General features: G+C 69.9%; 17 protein-coding genes. 10 read left to right on the top strand and 7 right to left on the bottom strand.

Going from position 1 to position 14,958, the window contains the following annotated elements; translation table 11 throughout:
• The first annotated feature begins 21 nt into the window (after nt 1-21).
• The 4 genes from OHB00_RS26395 (at nt 22) to OHB00_RS26380 (ending at nt 3,125) form a co-directional block, all read left to right on the top strand.
• Complete coding sequence (locus tag OHB00_RS26395; protein WP_406438121.1) at nt 22-1,320, top strand: M18 family aminopeptidase; 1,299 nt, start codon at nt 22-24, stop codon at nt 1,318-1,320.
• A 77-nt stretch (nt 1,321-1,397) separates the two neighbouring features.
• Nucleotides 1,398-1,646 (top strand): DUF6458 family protein, encoded by a 249-nt coding sequence (locus OHB00_RS26390; protein WP_406438119.1) that lies wholly within the window; start codon nt 1,398-1,400, stop codon nt 1,644-1,646.
• Nucleotides 1,647-1,829: 183 nt separating this feature from the next.
• Nucleotides 1,830-2,936 (top strand): glycosyltransferase family 2 protein, encoded by a 1,107-nt coding sequence (locus OHB00_RS26385; RefSeq protein ID WP_406438117.1) that lies wholly within the window; start codon nt 1,830-1,832, stop codon nt 2,934-2,936.
• 30 nt (nt 2,937-2,966) lie between these two features.
• Nucleotides 2,967-3,125, top strand: a complete 159-nt coding sequence (locus tag OHB00_RS26380; protein ID WP_384045606.1) for a hypothetical protein — start codon at nt 2,967-2,969, stop codon at nt 3,123-3,125.
• 93 nt (nt 3,126-3,218) lie between these two features.
• Here the strand turns inward: OHB00_RS26380 and OHB00_RS26375 are convergent, their stop codons facing one another.
• Both OHB00_RS26375 and OHB00_RS26370 read right to left on the bottom strand, forming a co-directional pair.
• Nucleotides 3,219-5,048 (bottom strand): thioredoxin-like domain-containing protein, encoded by a 1,830-nt coding sequence (locus OHB00_RS26375; RefSeq protein ID WP_406438115.1) that lies wholly within the window; start codon nt 5,046-5,048, stop codon nt 3,219-3,221.
• Between the two features lie 103 nt (nt 5,049-5,151).
• On the bottom strand, nt 5,152-5,997 hold the full coding sequence (locus tag OHB00_RS26370; RefSeq protein WP_406438113.1) for a calcium-binding protein: 846 nt from the start codon (nt 5,995-5,997) through the stop codon (nt 5,152-5,154).
• 191 nt (nt 5,998-6,188) lie between these two features.
• Here OHB00_RS26370 and OHB00_RS26365 point away from each other — a divergent pair, with 191 nt between their 5' ends.
• Complete coding sequence (locus tag OHB00_RS26365) at nt 6,189-6,683, top strand: LURP-one-related/scramblase family protein (protein ID WP_406438111.1); 495 nt, start codon at nt 6,189-6,191, stop codon at nt 6,681-6,683.
• Here the strand turns inward: OHB00_RS26365 and OHB00_RS26360 are convergent.
• Nucleotides 6,680-7,477, bottom strand: a complete 798-nt coding sequence (locus OHB00_RS26360; RefSeq protein WP_406438109.1) for a carbon-nitrogen family hydrolase — start codon at nt 7,475-7,477, stop codon at nt 6,680-6,682. The two genes, OHB00_RS26365 and OHB00_RS26360, sit on opposite strands and share 4 nt — an antisense overlap.
• A gap of 183 nt (nt 7,478-7,660) precedes the next feature.
• Between OHB00_RS26360 and OHB00_RS26355 the strand changes: the two genes are divergently transcribed.
• The gene (locus OHB00_RS26355; protein ID WP_406438108.1) at nt 7,661-8,485 is read left to right on the top strand and encodes a maleylpyruvate isomerase family mycothiol-dependent enzyme; all 825 of its coding nucleotides are present in this window, start codon (nt 7,661-7,663) and stop codon (nt 8,483-8,485) included.
• A gap of 93 nt (nt 8,486-8,578) precedes the next feature.
• A complete protein-coding gene (locus OHB00_RS26350; protein WP_406438106.1) occupies nt 8,579-9,343 on the top strand; it encodes an SAM-dependent methyltransferase in 765 nt (254 codons plus the stop codon).
• A 295-nt stretch (nt 9,344-9,638) separates the two neighbouring features.
• On the opposite strand, the gene OHB00_RS26345 is transcribed toward OHB00_RS26350, so the two are convergent.
• Nucleotides 9,639-10,940, bottom strand: a complete 1,302-nt coding sequence (locus OHB00_RS26345; RefSeq protein WP_406438104.1) for a nitrate/nitrite transporter — start codon at nt 10,938-10,940, stop codon at nt 9,639-9,641.
• Nucleotides 10,937-11,587: a GntR family transcriptional regulator gene (locus OHB00_RS26340; RefSeq protein ID WP_406438102.1), complete on the bottom strand. Its 651-nt coding sequence runs from the start codon at nt 11,585-11,587 to the stop codon at nt 10,937-10,939. Before OHB00_RS26340 ends, OHB00_RS26345 begins: the two co-directional genes overlap by 4 nt.
• Before the next feature lie 197 nt (nt 11,588-11,784).
• Here OHB00_RS26340 and OHB00_RS26335 point away from each other — a divergent pair, with 197 nt between their 5' ends.
• A complete protein-coding gene (locus OHB00_RS26335) occupies nt 11,785-12,684 on the top strand; it encodes a D-alanyl-D-alanine carboxypeptidase family protein (RefSeq protein ID WP_406438100.1) in 900 nt (299 codons plus the stop codon).
• Nucleotides 12,685-12,751: 67 nt separating this feature from the next.
• On the opposite strand, the gene OHB00_RS26330 is transcribed toward OHB00_RS26335, so the two are convergent.
• The gene (locus OHB00_RS26330; RefSeq protein WP_406438098.1) at nt 12,752-13,558 is read right to left on the bottom strand and encodes a dienelactone hydrolase family protein; all 807 of its coding nucleotides are present in this window, start codon (nt 13,556-13,558) and stop codon (nt 12,752-12,754) included.
• Between the two features lie 82 nt (nt 13,559-13,640).
• On the bottom strand, nt 13,641-13,931 hold the full coding sequence (locus OHB00_RS26325) for a Scr1 family TA system antitoxin-like transcriptional regulator (RefSeq protein WP_406438096.1): 291 nt from the start codon (nt 13,929-13,931) through the stop codon (nt 13,641-13,643).
• Nucleotides 13,932-14,303: 372 nt separating this feature from the next.
• Here OHB00_RS26325 and OHB00_RS26320 point away from each other — a divergent pair, with 372 nt between their 5' ends.
• The gene (locus OHB00_RS26320; RefSeq protein ID WP_406438094.1) at nt 14,304-14,651 is read left to right on the top strand and encodes a hypothetical protein; all 348 of its coding nucleotides are present in this window, start codon (nt 14,304-14,306) and stop codon (nt 14,649-14,651) included.
• A complete protein-coding gene (locus tag OHB00_RS26315; protein WP_406438092.1) occupies nt 14,648-14,902 on the top strand; it encodes a type II toxin-antitoxin system RelE/ParE family toxin in 255 nt (84 codons plus the stop codon). Before OHB00_RS26320 ends, OHB00_RS26315 begins: the two co-directional genes overlap by 4 nt.
• The last annotated feature ends 56 nt before the right edge of the window (nt 14,903-14,958 follow it).

Genomic DNA, 14,958 nt, shown 5'->3' with positions numbered 1-14,958 from the left:
TACGTCGTTAAGGTGAAGAACATGAGCGAACCCTCCCGCTTCGATCGCGGCCACACCGACGACCTGATGTCCTTCCTCGCGGCCGGTCCCACGCCGTACCACGCCGTGGCGAACGCCGGCGCCCGGCTGGAGAAGGCCGGTTTCCGGCAGGTCGCCGAGACGGACGCCTGGGACGGCACATCGGGCGGCAGGTACGTGCTGCGCGGCGGCGCGATCATCGCCTGGTACGTCCCGGAGGGCGCCGCGCCCCACACGCCGTTCCGGATCGTCGGCGCCCATACCGACTCCCCGAACCTGCGGGTCAAGCCCCGGCCGGACACCGGCGCGCACGGCTTCCGCCAGGTCGCCGTGGAGATCTACGGCGGCCCCCTGATGAACTCCTGGCTCGACCGGGACCTGGGCCTGGCCGGCCGGCTCACCCTGCGCGACGGCTCCACCCACCTCGTCGACGTGAACCGGCCGCTGCTGCGGGTGCCCCAGCTCGCCATCCACCTGGACCGTTCGGTCAGCAGCGAGGGCCTCAAGCTCGACAAGCAGCGCCACCTCCAGCCGATCTGGGGCCTCGGCGACGACGTCCGCGACGGCGACCTGATCGCCTTCCTGGAGCAGGAGGCGGACCTGCCGGCCGGCTCGGTGACCGGCTGGGACCTGATGACCTACGCCGTGGAACCGCCCGCCTACCTGGGCCGCGACCAGGAACTGCTGGCCGGTCCCCGGATGGACAACCTGCTCTCCGTGCACGCCGGCACGGCGGCCCTCGCGGCCGTGGCGACGGGCGGCGCGGAACTGCCGTACATCCCCGTCCTCGCCGCCTTCGACCACGAGGAGACCGGCTCCCAGTCCGACACCGGCGCGGACGGGCCGCTGCTCGGCAGCGTGCTGGAGCGCTCGGTGCTGGCACGCGGCGGGTCGTACGAGGACCGGGCGCGGGCCTTCGCGGGCACCGTCTGCCTCTCCTCCGACACCGGTCACGCCGTCCACCCCAACTACGCGGAGCGGCACGACCCGACGCACCACCCCCGCGTCAACGGCGGTCCGATCCTCAAGGTCAACGTCAACAACCGCTACGCCACGGACGGTTCGGGGCGCGCCGTCTTCGCCGCCGCCTGCGAGAGGGCCGGGGTGCCCTTCCAGAATTTCGTCTCCAACAACTCCATGCCCTGCGGCACCACGATCGGCCCGATCACCGCGGCCCGCCACGGCATCCGGACCGTCGACATCGGCGCGGCCATCCTCTCCATGCACAGCGCCCGTGAACTGTGTGGTGCCGACGACCCGTTCCTGCTGGCGAACGCGCTGGTGGCGTTCCTGGAGGGCTAGTTGCACATGACCCGCCCGCCCCTGGGTACCCGGTGTGGACCGGAACCACCACCGAACCTGAAGGGGAGGCAACGCTCATGGGGCTCGGCGGGTGCATCATCCTCATCGCCGTGGGGGCCATCCTCACGTTCGCGACCGACTGGCACATGCAGGGCGTCAACCTCGACGTCGTCGGCCTGATCCTGATGGCCGTCGGCATCATCGGAGTCGCCACGTTCAGCAGCATCGCCAGCCGTCGGCGGGTCATGGTGCCGCCGACGACGGTGGTCGAGGAGGAACGGCACCATCACGGCCGTGACGGCTACAGCGATGGATACGGCGTGTAACGGACAGAGCGGCCAGAGGGTCCAGAGCCGCACTCACAGGGGCATCACAGGCAACCGTGAGCAATCCGTTACAGCGTTCAACTATCGGAGTTGTACGGATTTCGTGGAGACTGTGGATCACCGATGGTCCGGAACATCAACTTCCGGATCCACCACGGCCTTCACGACAGGGGGTACCGAGCCGTGCGCCGTCATGCCACGCGCCGTGCCCACGCCGCCCCGGACGAACCGGACGGCAGACCCAGGCTTGCCGTCCTGATCCCGGCCCACAACGAGCAGGAACGTATCTCCGCCGCCGTCGACGGCCTCTGGGAGCAGACCCGGCGACCCGACCTGATCGTCGTCGTCACCGACAACTGCACCGACGACACGGCGGCCGTCGCCGCCGCCCACGGCGCCCAGGTCTTTCCCACCCAGGACAACACCCACAAGAAGGCCGGTGCCCTCAACCAGGCCATCGCCTGGGTGCTGCCGCACCTGGACGACCGGGACCTGCTGCTCGTCCAGGACGCCGACACCGTCCTCAACCCCTGGTTCGTCGAGACCGCGCTCGCCACCTTCAACCGCAAGGTCGGCGCCGTCGGCGGGGTCTTCTACGGCGAGGACGGCGGCGGCTTCCTCGGCCTGCTCCAGCGCATGGAGTTCCACCGCTACGCCTGGGAACTGGAACGCACCGGCGGCAAAGCCCAGGTCCTCACCGGCACCGGCACGATGTTCCGCGCCCGCGTGCTGCGCGAGGTCCGCGCGGCACGCCGGGCGGGCGAACTCGGCGGCGGCACCGGCTACTACAGTCTCGCCTCGCTCACCGAGGACGACGAGATGACCAAGGCGGTCAAGACCCTCGGCTACCGGGCGATGTCCCCGGCGGGCTGCGCGGTCACCACCGAGGTCATGCCGAGCCTGCCCAAGCTGTGGCACCAGCGGCTGCGGTGGCAGCGCGGCGCGCTGGAGAATCTCCGCGACTACGGCTGGACCCAGGTCACCGCCCGCTACTTCCTCCAGCAGTTCCTGATGGGCTTCGGTGCGCTCTCCTTCCTGGTCTACCTGACCTACATGGCCACGTACACCTCGCTGTACGGCTGGCCGGGGCTCTCGCCGTTCTGGACGGCGATCGGCCTGATCTTCGTGGTCGAGAAGACCGTCTCCGTACGGCGGGCAGGGCCGAAGGCCGTCCTGGTCGCCGCGCTGATGCTCCCGGAGATGCTCTACGACCTCTTCCAGCACGCCGTCTACTTCACCTCGCTGTGGGGGCTGGTGCGCCGCAGCGAGGAGAAGTGGGTGGCGACGTGAGATCCCCTCAACCCTCGTAGGAGAAAAGCGATGTACGGCAGAGTGATCGGCGCGGGCACGGCAGGTGCGGGCGGAGCGACCCTGGCCGCCACCGGGCTGTGGATCAACAGCATGGCGATGGTGGTGGCGGCCACGACACTGGTGGCGGCCGGGGTGGCGCTGTTCAAGTTGGTTCCGCGGAGGCGGTAGCCGGGTCGCCGGTTGGGCTTCGGCCGCGGGTGCGTGGGGGGCTGGTCACGCCCACGCGGCGGTAGCCGCAGATCGACACAGCCCCGTGCCCCTTTACGTCGGCTGCTGCTGATCCATTCCTGCAAGGACCAGCGGAAGCCGGTCCGCCCCACTCTCCGTGATGCGTACCGGGACTCCCCAGTCCTGCTGGTGCACATGGCAGGCCGGGTATTCGTTCGCCGGGTCGTCGTCGCAGGACGCGGCCATCGCCGAGACGTGCAGGACGCCGTCCTCGACGGCCGGGTTCAGGTCCAGGTCTCTCGACAGGTCGGTGTCCGCGCCGTCGCCCTTGAGCAGCAGCTCGGGTGGGGTCGAGGAGACCAGGAGGCGGGTCGACGGGCCGTAGCGCGTGTCGAGCTTCTGGCCCGCCGGGGCCTGGAAGATCACGTCCAGGCGGAGCCTGCCCGGAGCGACCTCGGTCGCCGCGCGCTGGGTGCGGTGGGCGACCGACGCCACCCGGACCGCCTCCTCGGGCAGCCGCAGCCGGGTCAGACGGTGGCGGGCCGACTCGACCACCACGATGTCGTCGCCGGCCAGCACCGCGTCGCTCGGCTCTCTCAGGTCCGTCGCCAGCGTGGTGACCTCGCCGGTCGCGGGGTCGTAGCGGCGCAGCGCGTGGTTGTAGGTGTCGGAGACCGCGACCGAGCCGTCGGGCAGGGCGGTCACGCCCAGCGGGTGCTGGAACAGGGCCTGGTCGGCCGCGCCGTCCCGGTGGCCGAAGTCGAAGAGGCCGGTCCCGACGGCCGTGTGCACCTGGCCGTCCAGGTCGACCCAGCGCAGGGCGCTCGTCTCGGAGTCGGCGAGCCAGAGGCGGTCGGCGGTGGCCGCGAGGCCGGACGGCTGCGCGAACCAGGCCTCGGCGGCAGGGCCGTCCACCAGCCCTTCGTTGGTGGTGCCCGCGGCGACCGCCACGGTCCCCGCCTGCGGGTCGTACGCCCACAGCTGGTGCACTCCGGCCATGGCGATCCACACCCTGCCGCCGAAGACCGCCACGTCCCAGGGGGAGGACAGGTCGATCTCGCGGGCCGGACCAAAGGTCGCCGAACCCTGCCACCACTGGCGGCCGGTGCCGGCGAGAGTGGTCACCTGACCGGTGGCGAGGTCGAGGCGGCGCAGGGCGTGGTTGACGGTGTCGGCGACGGCCACCGAGCCGTCGTCGAGGAGCGCCAGGCCCTGCGGCTCGTTGAAGGAGGCTTCCGTCGCCGGGCCGTCCGTGAGACCGCGCGTGCCGGAGCCGATCCGCCGCACGACCGTCTCCGCGTCCTCGGCCAGCTCCACCAGCTGGTGCCGGGTGGTGTCGCTGACCAGGAAGTTCCCCGAGGGCAGCAGCAGGGCCTTGCCGGGGAAGCGCAGGGCGGTCGGCTCGGGCTCCGGCGGCACGTACGGGCCGTCGCCGCGCCGGAGGGTGCCCTTCGCCTCGTGCTCCGCCTCCAGCTCCGCCACCAGCCGCGCGATCGCGTGCGCGTGTCCCTCGCCGGCGTGCTGGGCGACGACATACCCCTCGGGGTCGATGACGACCAGTGTCGGCCAGGCCCGGACCGCGTACTGCTTCCAGGTGGCGAGCTCCGGGTCGTCCAGCACCGGGTGCTCCACGCCGTACCGCTCCACGGCGTCGACGACCGCCTGGTGCTCGGCCTCGTGCACGAACTTGGGCGAGTGCACCCCGATGATCACCACCGTGTCCCGGTGCTGCTCCTCCAGCTCACGCAGCTCGTCCAGGACGTGCAGGCAGTTGATGCAGCAGAACGTCCAGAAGTCGAGGATGACGATGCGTCCCCGCAGGTCCGCGAGGGTGTACTGCTTGTCACCGGTGTTCAGCCAGCCGCCCTTGCCGATCAGCTCGGGGGCACGGACGCGTACGCGTCGGGGTGCGGAGTGGGTCATGGCTCCAAGGGTGCCACCTGTCTCCGACAGCCGTTCAGACGCCTGTGGACAAGCCGTTCAGACGCCTGTGGACAAGCCGGCCAGGCGCCTGCGACGGGCGGCCTCAGTCCTGGTGGACCACATCCGTGCCGGGGCCACCGGACAGCGTGTCCCTGCCGGCGCCGCCGTACAGCTTGTCGTTCCCGCTGTTGCCGTACAGCTTGTCGCTGCCGCTGTTGCCATACAGCAGGTCGTTGCCCGTGCCGCCGTACAGGGTGTCGTTCCCGGTACCGCCGGTGATCGTGTCGTTGCCGGCGTCGCCGGACAGGTACTGGGCCCCGTTGCCGCCGTGCAGCTTGTCGTCGCCCTTGCCGCCCTGGACGATGTTGTCGCCGCCGCTCGCGTTGATCGTGTCGTTGCCGTCGCCGCCCCAGGCCAAGCCCTCCGCGCCGACGGTGACGGTGTCGTTGCCCGCGTCGCCCGAGACGTACGCGCCGTCGAGGCGTCCGGAGTCGGTGGCCTTGTCGTTGCCGGTGCCGAGGGAGATCTCCGCGTAGGAGTAGACCTGGTCGGTGGCGTTCTTGTAGGCGAGCGTGTCGTCCCGGTCACCGAGGCTCACGATCAGCGCGGCGTACGGGTCCTGGCTGTCCACGAAGTCGACCCGGCAGGAGACCTTGGTGTGGTCCGCGCTGTCGGGATAGGCGCAGCCGTGGCCCGCGCTGATCGGGACGACGTCGTCGATCACGTAGGCAATGCCCGCGCGGTCCACGGTGAGGGACGCGGTGACCGTGGCCTTGTTGGCCTGACCGGCGGCGGCCCTGTAGGTGAGCTGCCAGTCGTACTGGTTGACCGCGGCCGTGGCGGAGGACGTGGCCGCGGCGGCGGTACCGGCCAAGGTGAGCGGTGCGGCCACAGCCGTGCCGAGGGCGAGGGCCGCGACGGCCGCGCGCACACGGGATATACGTGTCATACGGGGTACCTCCGGGAGGAACGGGAACGCACGGATCGTTCGTGACGACTTACGTACCGTTCGACTCGGGACCCCCGCCGCTGGTTGGGCGGCATTCGCGTCCCTGCGGAAAGTTCACCTGCGCGACACCCGCCCGGCAGTTCGGCCGGCCGAACGGTGATGTCCGGCGCCCGGCGGGGAACGGTAGCGATATGAGATTCCTGGTACGCGACCGGCTCCTCGGCTTCGGCGAGGACTACTGGATCGAGGACGAGCACGGCGACAAGGTGTTCCTCGTCGACGGCAAGGCCATGCGGGTGCGCGACACGTTCGAGCTGAAGGACCGGCACGGGCGCGTGCTCGTCGACTTCCACCAGAAGATGTTCGCCCTGCGCGACACGATGGTGATCGAACGCGAGGGCGAGCCCCTGGCGACCATCAGGCGCAAGCGGCTGTCGCTGCTGCGCAACCACTACCGGGTCCACCTGGTCGACGGCACCGAACTCGACGTCAGCGGCAAGATCCTCGACCGGGAGTTCGCCGTGGAGTACGACGGTGAGCTGCTGGCCGTGGTCTCCCGGCGCTGGCTGCACGTGCGGGAGACCTACGGCGTCGACGTCGTCCGGGACGACGCGGACCCGGCACTGCTGATCGCGGTGGCGGTGTGCGTGATCCACCTCGCCGACAAGGAGCGGGACGAGGACTAGCGGTGGCGTGGGGGCTGAAGGCCCAGGAGGCGGTCCTTGAGGGCCGGGAACTGTTCGCGGGTCGCGGCGACCTTGGACGGGTCCAGGTCGACGGTGAGGATCTCCTCGCCGGCGCCCGCCTCGGCCAGCACCTCGCCCCACGGATCCACCACGATCGAGTGACCCGCCTGCGGAACTCCGGCGTGCGTCCCGGCCGTTCCACACGCGAGCACGAACGCCTGGTTCTCGACCGCCCGCGCCTGGGCCAGCAGCGTCCAGTGCGCGCGTCGCCGCTCGGGCCAGCCCGCCGAGAGCACCAGCGTCTCGGCGCCGGCGTCGACGAGTCCGCGGAAGAGTTCGGGGAAACGGAGGTCGTAGCAGGTGGCCACGCCAAGGGTGGTCCCGGGCAGCCGGACCGTCACCAGCTCCTGTCCCGCGCCCATCAGCACCGCCTCGCCCTTGTCGAAGCCGAAGCGGTGGATCTTGCGGTAGGCCGCGGCCAGCTCACCGGAGGGGGAGAAGACGAGAGCCGTGTTGTAGAGGGGGCCCTCCGGGTCCCGTTCCGGGATCGAGCCGGCGTGCAGCCAGACGCCCGCGTCGCTCGCCGCCTTCGCCATCGCCTCGTACGTCGGGCCTTCGAGCGGCTCGGCCTCCGCCGCGAACTGCTCGTAGGCGAACGCCCCCGTCGTCCACAGCTCTGGCAGTACGACCAGATCGGCATCCGCCTGCTCGCGCACGAGTGCGGTCACGCGTTGCCGACGAGATTCGACCGATTCATCCTCGTTTACATCGATCTGGATGAGCGAGGCGCGCACACTACCACCGTCCTGGCATTCGAGCCGTTCACACGGGCCTACGATCGTCACACGAAAGCACTGCCGGGGTGCCTCACAGCAGCGTAACTTAGCGTCTCAAGACACCCGCCGACAGCAGCCAACCTCCCACTGGCAGCGCCGCCACCACCTGCCCGAGTACCGACCGCCGAGGGGTCCCGTTCCGTGAGTCTGCATCCCACCCTCCAGCCCTACGCCGACGCTTGGACCCACTCCATCGAAGCGATATCCGAGCTGGTGACGCCGCTTGTCGAGGGCGAGTGGAACCGGCGGACACCGTGCCCGGGCTGGTCGGTGCGGGACGTGGTCTCCCATGTCATCGGCCTGGACTGCGAGATGCTCGGCGACCCGCGCCCCATCCACACCCTGCCGCGCGACCTCTTCCACATCACCAACGAGCACCAGCGCTACATGGAGATGCAGGTCGACGCCCGACGCCACCACACGGCACCCGAGATGACCTCGGAGCTGGAGTACACGGTCATCCGCCGCAACCGCCAGCTGCGCAACGAGTCGCGGGAGCCGGGGCACCTCGTGCGCGGGCCGATGGGCAAGGAGATCACCCTCGAAGAGGCCATGCGCAACCGCGCGTTCGACGTGTGGGTGCACGAGCAGGACCTGCGGGCGGCGCTGGGGCGGCCGGGCAACCTCGACTCGCCGGGCGCGCAGGTCGCCCGGGACGTGCTGCTCGGCGAGCTGCCCCGGGTCGTCGCCAACGACGCGGGCGCCCCGCGCAGTTCGTCCGTCATCTTCGACGTGCACGGCCCCATCGAGTTCCTGCGCACGATCCGCATCGACATCCAGGGCCGCGGCACCCTGGAGGCCACCCCCGCCCTCGGCCCCGCCGCCATCTTCACCCTCGACTGGGAGACCTACGTCCGCCTGGCCTGTGGCCGCACCACCCCGGACGCGGTCGCGGACCGGGTGAAGGCGGAGGGCGACCAGGAGCTGACGGCGGCGATCCTGCGCAACTTCGCGGTCACCCAGTAAAAATCGGGAAAGAAACGGGAGAAGGTACGCCGGTGATCCGGTGTGCCGATAATGCGGTGCCCGCAGCGGCTGCCGAGACCTATCTTTCCCCGCATGACCACAGCCACCGCACCGCAGGACGACCTCCCGCCCCGCCTCACCCGGCTCACCTTCCACGGCCCGCTCTCCGAGGCCCGCGCGGCCGCGATGGTCCGGCGCCTCGCCGGCCCGCGTCCCGGCAGCGTGCTGGACATCGGCTGCGGATGGGGCGAGTTGATGCTCCGGCTGCTGACGGCCGTACCGCAGGCGCGGGGCGTCGGAGTGGACGTGAACGCGGCGGACCTGTTGCGGGGGCGGCGGGCCGCCGCGGCGCGGGGGCTGGCCGACCGGGTGGAGTTCGTTGAGGAGTCGGCGGTGGGCACCGGCCGGGGGCCCTCCGCCGTGGTGCTGTGCCTCGGGGCGAGCCAGGCGCTGAGCGACGACCTGGTGCCGGCCCTGCGGGAGCTGCGGCGGCTGGTGGCCGACGGCGGGCGCGTCCTGCTCGGTGAGGGCTTCTGGCAGCGCACCCCGTCCGAGGCGGAGCTGGCCGCGATGTGGCCGGGCGCCTCGGCCACCGACCACCACGACCTGGCCACCCTGGTCGACCTGGCGGTGGCCGCCGGCTTCCGCCCGGAGTGGATCGAGACGGCGAGCCTGGACGAGTGGGAGGAGTTCGAGTCGGCGTACCAGGCGGACACCGAGGTATGGCTGGCATCCAACCCGGGCCACCCCCTGGCCCCGGAGACCCGCGAACGCCTCGACACCCACCGCAAGGCCTGGCTGACGTACCGAGGCGTACTTGGCCTGGCCTACCTGACCCTGACCCCGACACAGCAATGACCACCCCACCGCCAGCACCCCACCGGCCTCCGCGCCGACGCGCAAGGCGGCCGCCGCACCGACGGCTGACCGACCGGCCACACATCCGGGCTGACGGACCGCACATCCAGGCTGACCGACCGCACACCCCGACCGACGGCACACCCCGACCGACCAGCCGCACACCCTGACCGACCGGTCGCAAGTCCCGGCTGACCGGTCGCACTTCCGGAAAGCCGCCGACGGCGATCGCCCCCGCAGGTCGCCCGGCCTCTCCGCCGACGGTGAACGGGTGGTGCGCGGGTGGGAGAAGAAATCACGCAGGCACGTGCACGGTCTCCACCCGGCTCGCCACCAACCGTTCCCGCTCCCGCCGAACCGCCCGCCCCCGCAACCGCAGAATCTGGCTCACCCCCAGCGCCTGCAGCACGAACACGCACGAGAAGGCCACCGTGTAGTTGTCGCCGGTGGCATCCAGCAGCACACCCACCGCGAACAACGTCGTCATCGAGGCCACGAAACCACCCATGTTGGTGATCCCGGACGCGGTCCCCTGTCGCTCGGGCGGGTTGGCGGGACGCGCGAAGTCGAACCCGATCATCGACGCCGGCCCGCACGCCCCCAGCACCGCGCACAACACCACCAGCAGCCACATCGGCGCATGCTCGGCCGGATACACCAGCGTCGCCCCCCACACCACGGCCGTCGCCGCGACCGTGCCGAGCGCCAGCGGCAGCCGCGCCGTGTGGTGCCGGGCGACGATCTGACCGTAGACGAGACCGATCATCATGTTGGACAGGACGACCAGGGTGAGCAGCTCACCGGCCGTGGCGCGGGACAGCCCCTGCGCCTGGACCAGGAACGGCAGCCCCCACAGCAGCAGGAACACCATCGCAGGGAACTGTGTGGTGAAGTGCACCCACAGACCGAGCCGGGTCCCCGGCTCCCGCCAGGACGCGGCGATCTGCCTGCGCACGTACACCGCCCCCTGATGCGGGAAGGGCTCCGGCTCGTACCCCTCGGGGTGGTCCTTCAGGAACAGGAACACGAGGACCAGGACGACCGCACCGGCCAGGGCGCTGCCCGCGAACGCCGGTGTCCAGCCGACGCCGTGCAGCAGCCGGGCCAGGACCAGCGTGGAGACGAGGTTGCCCGCCATGCCGACCAGACCGGCGAGCTGGGCGACGAGCGGGCCGCGCCGGGCCGGGAACCAGCGGGTACCGAGCCGCAGCACGCTGATGAACGTCATCGCGTCGCCGCAGCCGAGCAGCGCGCGGGAGGCGAGCGCGGTGCCGTACGACGGGGAGAAGGCGAAGCCCAGCTGACCGACGGTGAACAGCACCGCGCCGATGGTCAGCATCCTCTTCGTGCCGAGTCGGTCGACCAGCAGGCCGACGGGTATCTGCATGCCGGCGTAGACCAGCAGCTGGAGGATCGAGAACGTGGACAGCGCCGAGGCGCCCACGTGGAAGCGGTCGGCGGCGTCGAGGCCGGCGACCCCGAGGGAGGTCCGGAAGATGACGGCGACGAAGTAGACCGAGACGCCTATGCCCCAGATCGCGGCGGCCCGGCGGCCGCCCGGCGGATCACCGGGCAACGACGCGCTGCCGCGGCTCATCGGACCTCACCCCGCGCCAGGTGCGAGAACCAGTCGACGTGCCGGTGCACCAGCTCGACCGCGCGCTCGGCGTCCCCGGCGCGCAGCGCGTCCAGGATCTCCTGGTGCTCGGTCAGCGACTTGGCGATGCGGTCGGGGTGTGCGTGCATGATCGCGACGCCCATCCGCAACTGGCGGTCGCGGAGCTGGTCGTAGAGGCGGGAGAGGATCTCGTTGCCGCCGTCGCGGACGATCGTGGCGTGGAAGCAGCGGTCGGTGACGGCCGCGGCGGCCAGGTCGCCGGCGGCGGCCTCGGCCTTCTGCCGGTCGAGCAGTTCCTGAAGCCGGGCCACCAGCCCCGCGGACGCCGGTACGGCCTTGCGCATCGCGTGTTCCTCGACCAGCATCCGCGTCTCCACCACGTCCGCGATCTCCTGCGCGGAGACGGGCAGCACCATGGCGCCCTTCTTCGGGTAGAGCTTGATCAGGCCCTCGACCTCGAGACGCAGCAGCGCTTCCCGTACCGGGGTGCGGGAGACTCCCACGGCCTCGGCCAGCTCGCCCTCGGTGAGGAGGGTGCCGCCTTCGTAGTGGCGGTCCAGGACGCCCTGCTTGACGTGGGAGTAGACGCGGTCGGCGGCGGGGGGCTGCTTGACGGCCAGGCTCATGCCCACAGCTTAGATACAACACGTACGCAAGCGGCACGGGCGTCCATCATCCGGACGTGACGTAAATCGCTCTCAGCAGCCGCACAACCATCTGTGCTACTTACGTGTCACACACGTGCGGCCCCACTTGCTTCGGCACCCCCAACTCGGCCGCACGCCAGGGGCATTACGACTCGACTCGACTCGGGGTATTTCAGTTGATTACCGGTATTAAGGGCACTCGCCTCCGCAAGGCCGTCGCCATCGCCGTCACGTCCGGCGCGATGCTCGCGACCGGGGCCCTCACCGCGGCGCCCGCGCAGGCCGTCACCAAGCCCTCGATCGTGGCCAAGGGCGGCTACGCGATGAACAACGCGAACGCGAAGACGCTGTACACGAAGGCGGCGGACACCAAGCTGTCCACCGGTTCGACCACGAAGGTCATGACCGCCAAGGTCGTCCTCGCGCAGTCGAACCTGAACCTCGACAAGAAGGTCACGATCCAGAAGGCGTACAGCGACTACGTCGTCGCCAACAACGCCTCCCAGGCGCACCTCATCGTCGGCGACAAGGTCACCGTCCGCCAGCTGCTCTACGGGTTGATGCTGCCCTCCGGCTGCGACGCCGCCTACGCGCTCGCGGACACGTACGGGTCGGGCACCACCCGCGCCAAGCGCGTCGCCAGCTTCATCTCCAAGATGAACACCGCGGCGAAGAACCTGGGTCTGACCCACACCCACTTCGACTCCTTCGACGGCATCGGCAACGGCAACAACTACTCGACGCCGCGCGACCTGACGAAGATCGCCAGCAGCGCGATGAAGAACTCCACCTTCCGCACGGTCGTCAAGACGAAGAAGTACACGGCGAAGACGATCACCAAGACCGGTTCCACCCGCACCATGGGCACGTGGACCAACACCAACACGCTGCTCAGCAGCTACAGCGGCGCCATCGGCATCAAGACCGGCTCCGGCCCCGAGGCCAAGTACTGCCTGGTCTTCGCCGCCACCCGCAACGGCAAGACGGTCATCGGCACCGTCCTCGCCTCCTCCTCGATCACCCAGCGCGCGACGGACGCCACGAAGCTTCTGAACTACGGCTTCTCGACGATCTGATACACCGCACACCGATCCGACGAAGGCCCGCCGCAGCGATTGTCCTCGCGCGGCGGGCCTTCGCCGTTCAGCCGCGCCCGGCCTGAAGATGGCGGCACACGAAGTCACGCCACAAGTCGACAGCAACATCCTGGGTCTCGCCATGGCGACCGGTAAACCCGATCAGCATCTTCTCCTTCGCCCCGAACATGTCGAAGAGGGCCAGTTGCCCGTCCCGGGGAAAGATCTCGTCATCCCATTGGACGTGGAACAGGACGGGGGCGGTTGTCCGTCCGGCGTCCGTCGCGACGCGTTCCGGGGCAGCCAGGCCGCTGTGCAGGGCCGGGGCCTGGCTGAGGCCGAACTTGCCCAGAACCGCACAGCGGAGCCGGTCACCCAGGGCAGCCGCCAAGGGGAGGCCGAACCGGGTTCCCATGGACATCCCGAGGTAGGCGAGGTTGTCTTCGTCGGTAACACCCAGGCCGGCGAGAGCGTCCACACACGCCTGCCAGTCCTCGGCCATCCGGTCGAGAACGACGTCGATCCCTTCTTCGACCACGCGAGACTGATACTCCGCGACGCTCAGCAGACCGGGAACTCGGTCGCCGTGGTACGGCCCGTCGATCGCGACAGCGGCGATGCCCCGTGCGGCGAACCAACGGGCCAGGCTGACGATGCGCTCACTTCGCTTGTGCCCGCTGCCACCGTGCCCCAGCAGGACCAGGGCGGGCGGCGACGAGAGCGACGCGGACGGCAGCCAGAGCACGCCCGGCACAGCGCCGGCCTGTCTGTCCAGAAGAAACGTCCGCTCCACGGCGCCGCCATCAACGGCGTGACGGTCGCCCCACTCGATTGCCGAGCCGGGTTCTACGACCCGTGTGCGGCGAGCGCTCATACCCGAGAGCGTCCTGCGGATATCGCGAACGATGCCCAGGCCGACGGAGAGACCCGGATGGACTTGACGAACTCGAACTCGTTCACTGGGTCTCCAACTCCTTGCGAATGGTCTCAATCAGATCGACGGCGTTGCGTTCCGCCAGCCCGACCCGCGCGATGCGGTCGAAGGTCCGGCCATGACGGGCGGCGTCCTCTTCACTCTCAAGCCAGAGGGTGGAAGAAGGTACATCCATGTGTACGACGTCCAGTGCTGCGGGTTCAGCGAACGAGACGATACTGAACGCCCCGATCATGTCGGGATTGGCCCCTGCCAGGAACGGCACCCTCGCGCCCGCAGACACGTCGCTCAATTCGCCGTCGCCTGGGGACACCCCGGCGTCGCTGGTGACGCAGCTCTACTGGCCGGCGAGTCGTGCACGAACGCCTTATTGCACGGGTGCCTGCAGGACCGCCTGTTCCGCGTCGAGACGTCACCAACCGGCACCGCGCTCCGCGGCTCCGTCACCGACCCGAGAGGCGAACGGCTCCCTGACGCCGCCGTCTCCGCCGCCCCGGTGATCAATCCGGCCGTGGCCTGCTCATCGTCCACACGCTTGCCTCCCGCTGGTCCGTGGAGAAACCCGCTGTCGGGAAGAGCGTCTGGGCGGAACTCGGCATCGCGAGGGTCCCCGATGCGTAACTTGCTCAACCGTCTCCGAAGGTGTCCTGCCCGTACCGTGGCCCCGCGGCGAAAGGAGACACAGATGGCAGCCGAATGGCACGGCGCGGTGACGGAGGCCAGGCAAGCCACCGGGTTCACGGGGGACGTCGTCCAGCGCACGGTCGACGGCATCGGGACGGCGCTGCGCCTCGACCATCGAGCCGACTTCTACACAGAACTCGGCACCCTGTCCGACTCCGGCCGTTTCGAGGCCTTCCTCAACCACTGGTGGACCCAGTCCCTCGCCGACTCGGCACCGGACGAGGACACACGCGAGCAGGCGATCGACTTCGCCGACGTGGCCGTATCGCTGTACGCCCGGTTTGCGGACGGCTCTACCGCCACCCAGGCCGAGATCGAAGCCCTTGTCACCGGAGCGGAAGCCTCTTGAACTACACCATCGTCTGGAAACGGATGGCTTCCGAAGGCCTCAAGCGGCTCCGAGCACGAGACGGCGACGCCGTGAAGCCGCTCGCGAAGGCGATCAATTCTCTTGCCACCGACCCTGAGCCCTCCGCCAGCAGCAAGCTTGGTGGGACCAGCCTCCGGCGGTTGCGCATGGGCATCTACCGGGCTACCTACGAGATCGACGGAACCACTGTCGCCGTCAAGGTCCTCATGGTCGGCAGTACCGCTGCCTGATCCTAACGCCGAGAGATTCCGCGCAGGTCAGCGAAAGGCGAGAGAGTGACTGGAAG

The organism is Streptomyces sp. NBC_00631, from assembly GCF_045206895.1.
Lineage (GTDB): Bacteria > Actinomycetota > Actinomycetes > Streptomycetales > Streptomycetaceae > Streptomyces.
The sequence above is the reverse complement of the archived record's forward strand: the minus strand, read 5'-3'. Positions and strand labels throughout refer to the sequence as shown.

Coding starts and splice junctions, on each gene's coding strand:
- OHB00_RS26395 (WP_406438121.1), top strand. CDS start 22: ATGAGCGAACCCTCCCGCTTCGATCGCGGCCACACCGACGACCTGATG.
- OHB00_RS26390 (WP_406438119.1), top strand. CDS start 1,398: ATGGGGCTCGGCGGGTGCATCATCCTCATCGCCGTGGGGGCCATCCTC.
- OHB00_RS26380 (WP_384045606.1), top strand. CDS start 2,967: ATGTACGGCAGAGTGATCGGCGCGGGCACGGCAGGTGCGGGCGGAGCG.
- OHB00_RS26375 (WP_406438115.1), bottom strand. CDS start 5,048: ATGACCCACTCCGCACCCCGACGCGTACGCGTCCGTGCCCCCGAGCTG.
- OHB00_RS26370 (WP_406438113.1), bottom strand. CDS start 5,997: ATGACACGTATATCCCGTGTGCGCGCGGCCGTCGCGGCCCTCGCCCTC.
- OHB00_RS26365 (WP_406438111.1), top strand. CDS start 6,189: ATGAGATTCCTGGTACGCGACCGGCTCCTCGGCTTCGGCGAGGACTAC.
- OHB00_RS26350 (WP_406438106.1), top strand. CDS start 8,579: ATGACCACAGCCACCGCACCGCAGGACGACCTCCCGCCCCGCCTCACC.
- OHB00_RS26345 (WP_406438104.1), bottom strand. CDS start 10,940: ATGAGCCGCGGCAGCGCGTCGTTGCCCGGTGATCCGCCGGGCGGCCGC.
- OHB00_RS26340 (WP_406438102.1), bottom strand. CDS start 11,587: ATGAGCCTGGCCGTCAAGCAGCCCCCCGCCGCCGACCGCGTCTACTCC.
- OHB00_RS26330 (WP_406438098.1), bottom strand. CDS start 13,558: ATGAGCGCTCGCCGCACACGGGTCGTAGAACCCGGCTCGGCAATCGAG.
- OHB00_RS26320 (WP_406438094.1), top strand. CDS start 14,304: ATGGCAGCCGAATGGCACGGCGCGGTGACGGAGGCCAGGCAAGCCACC.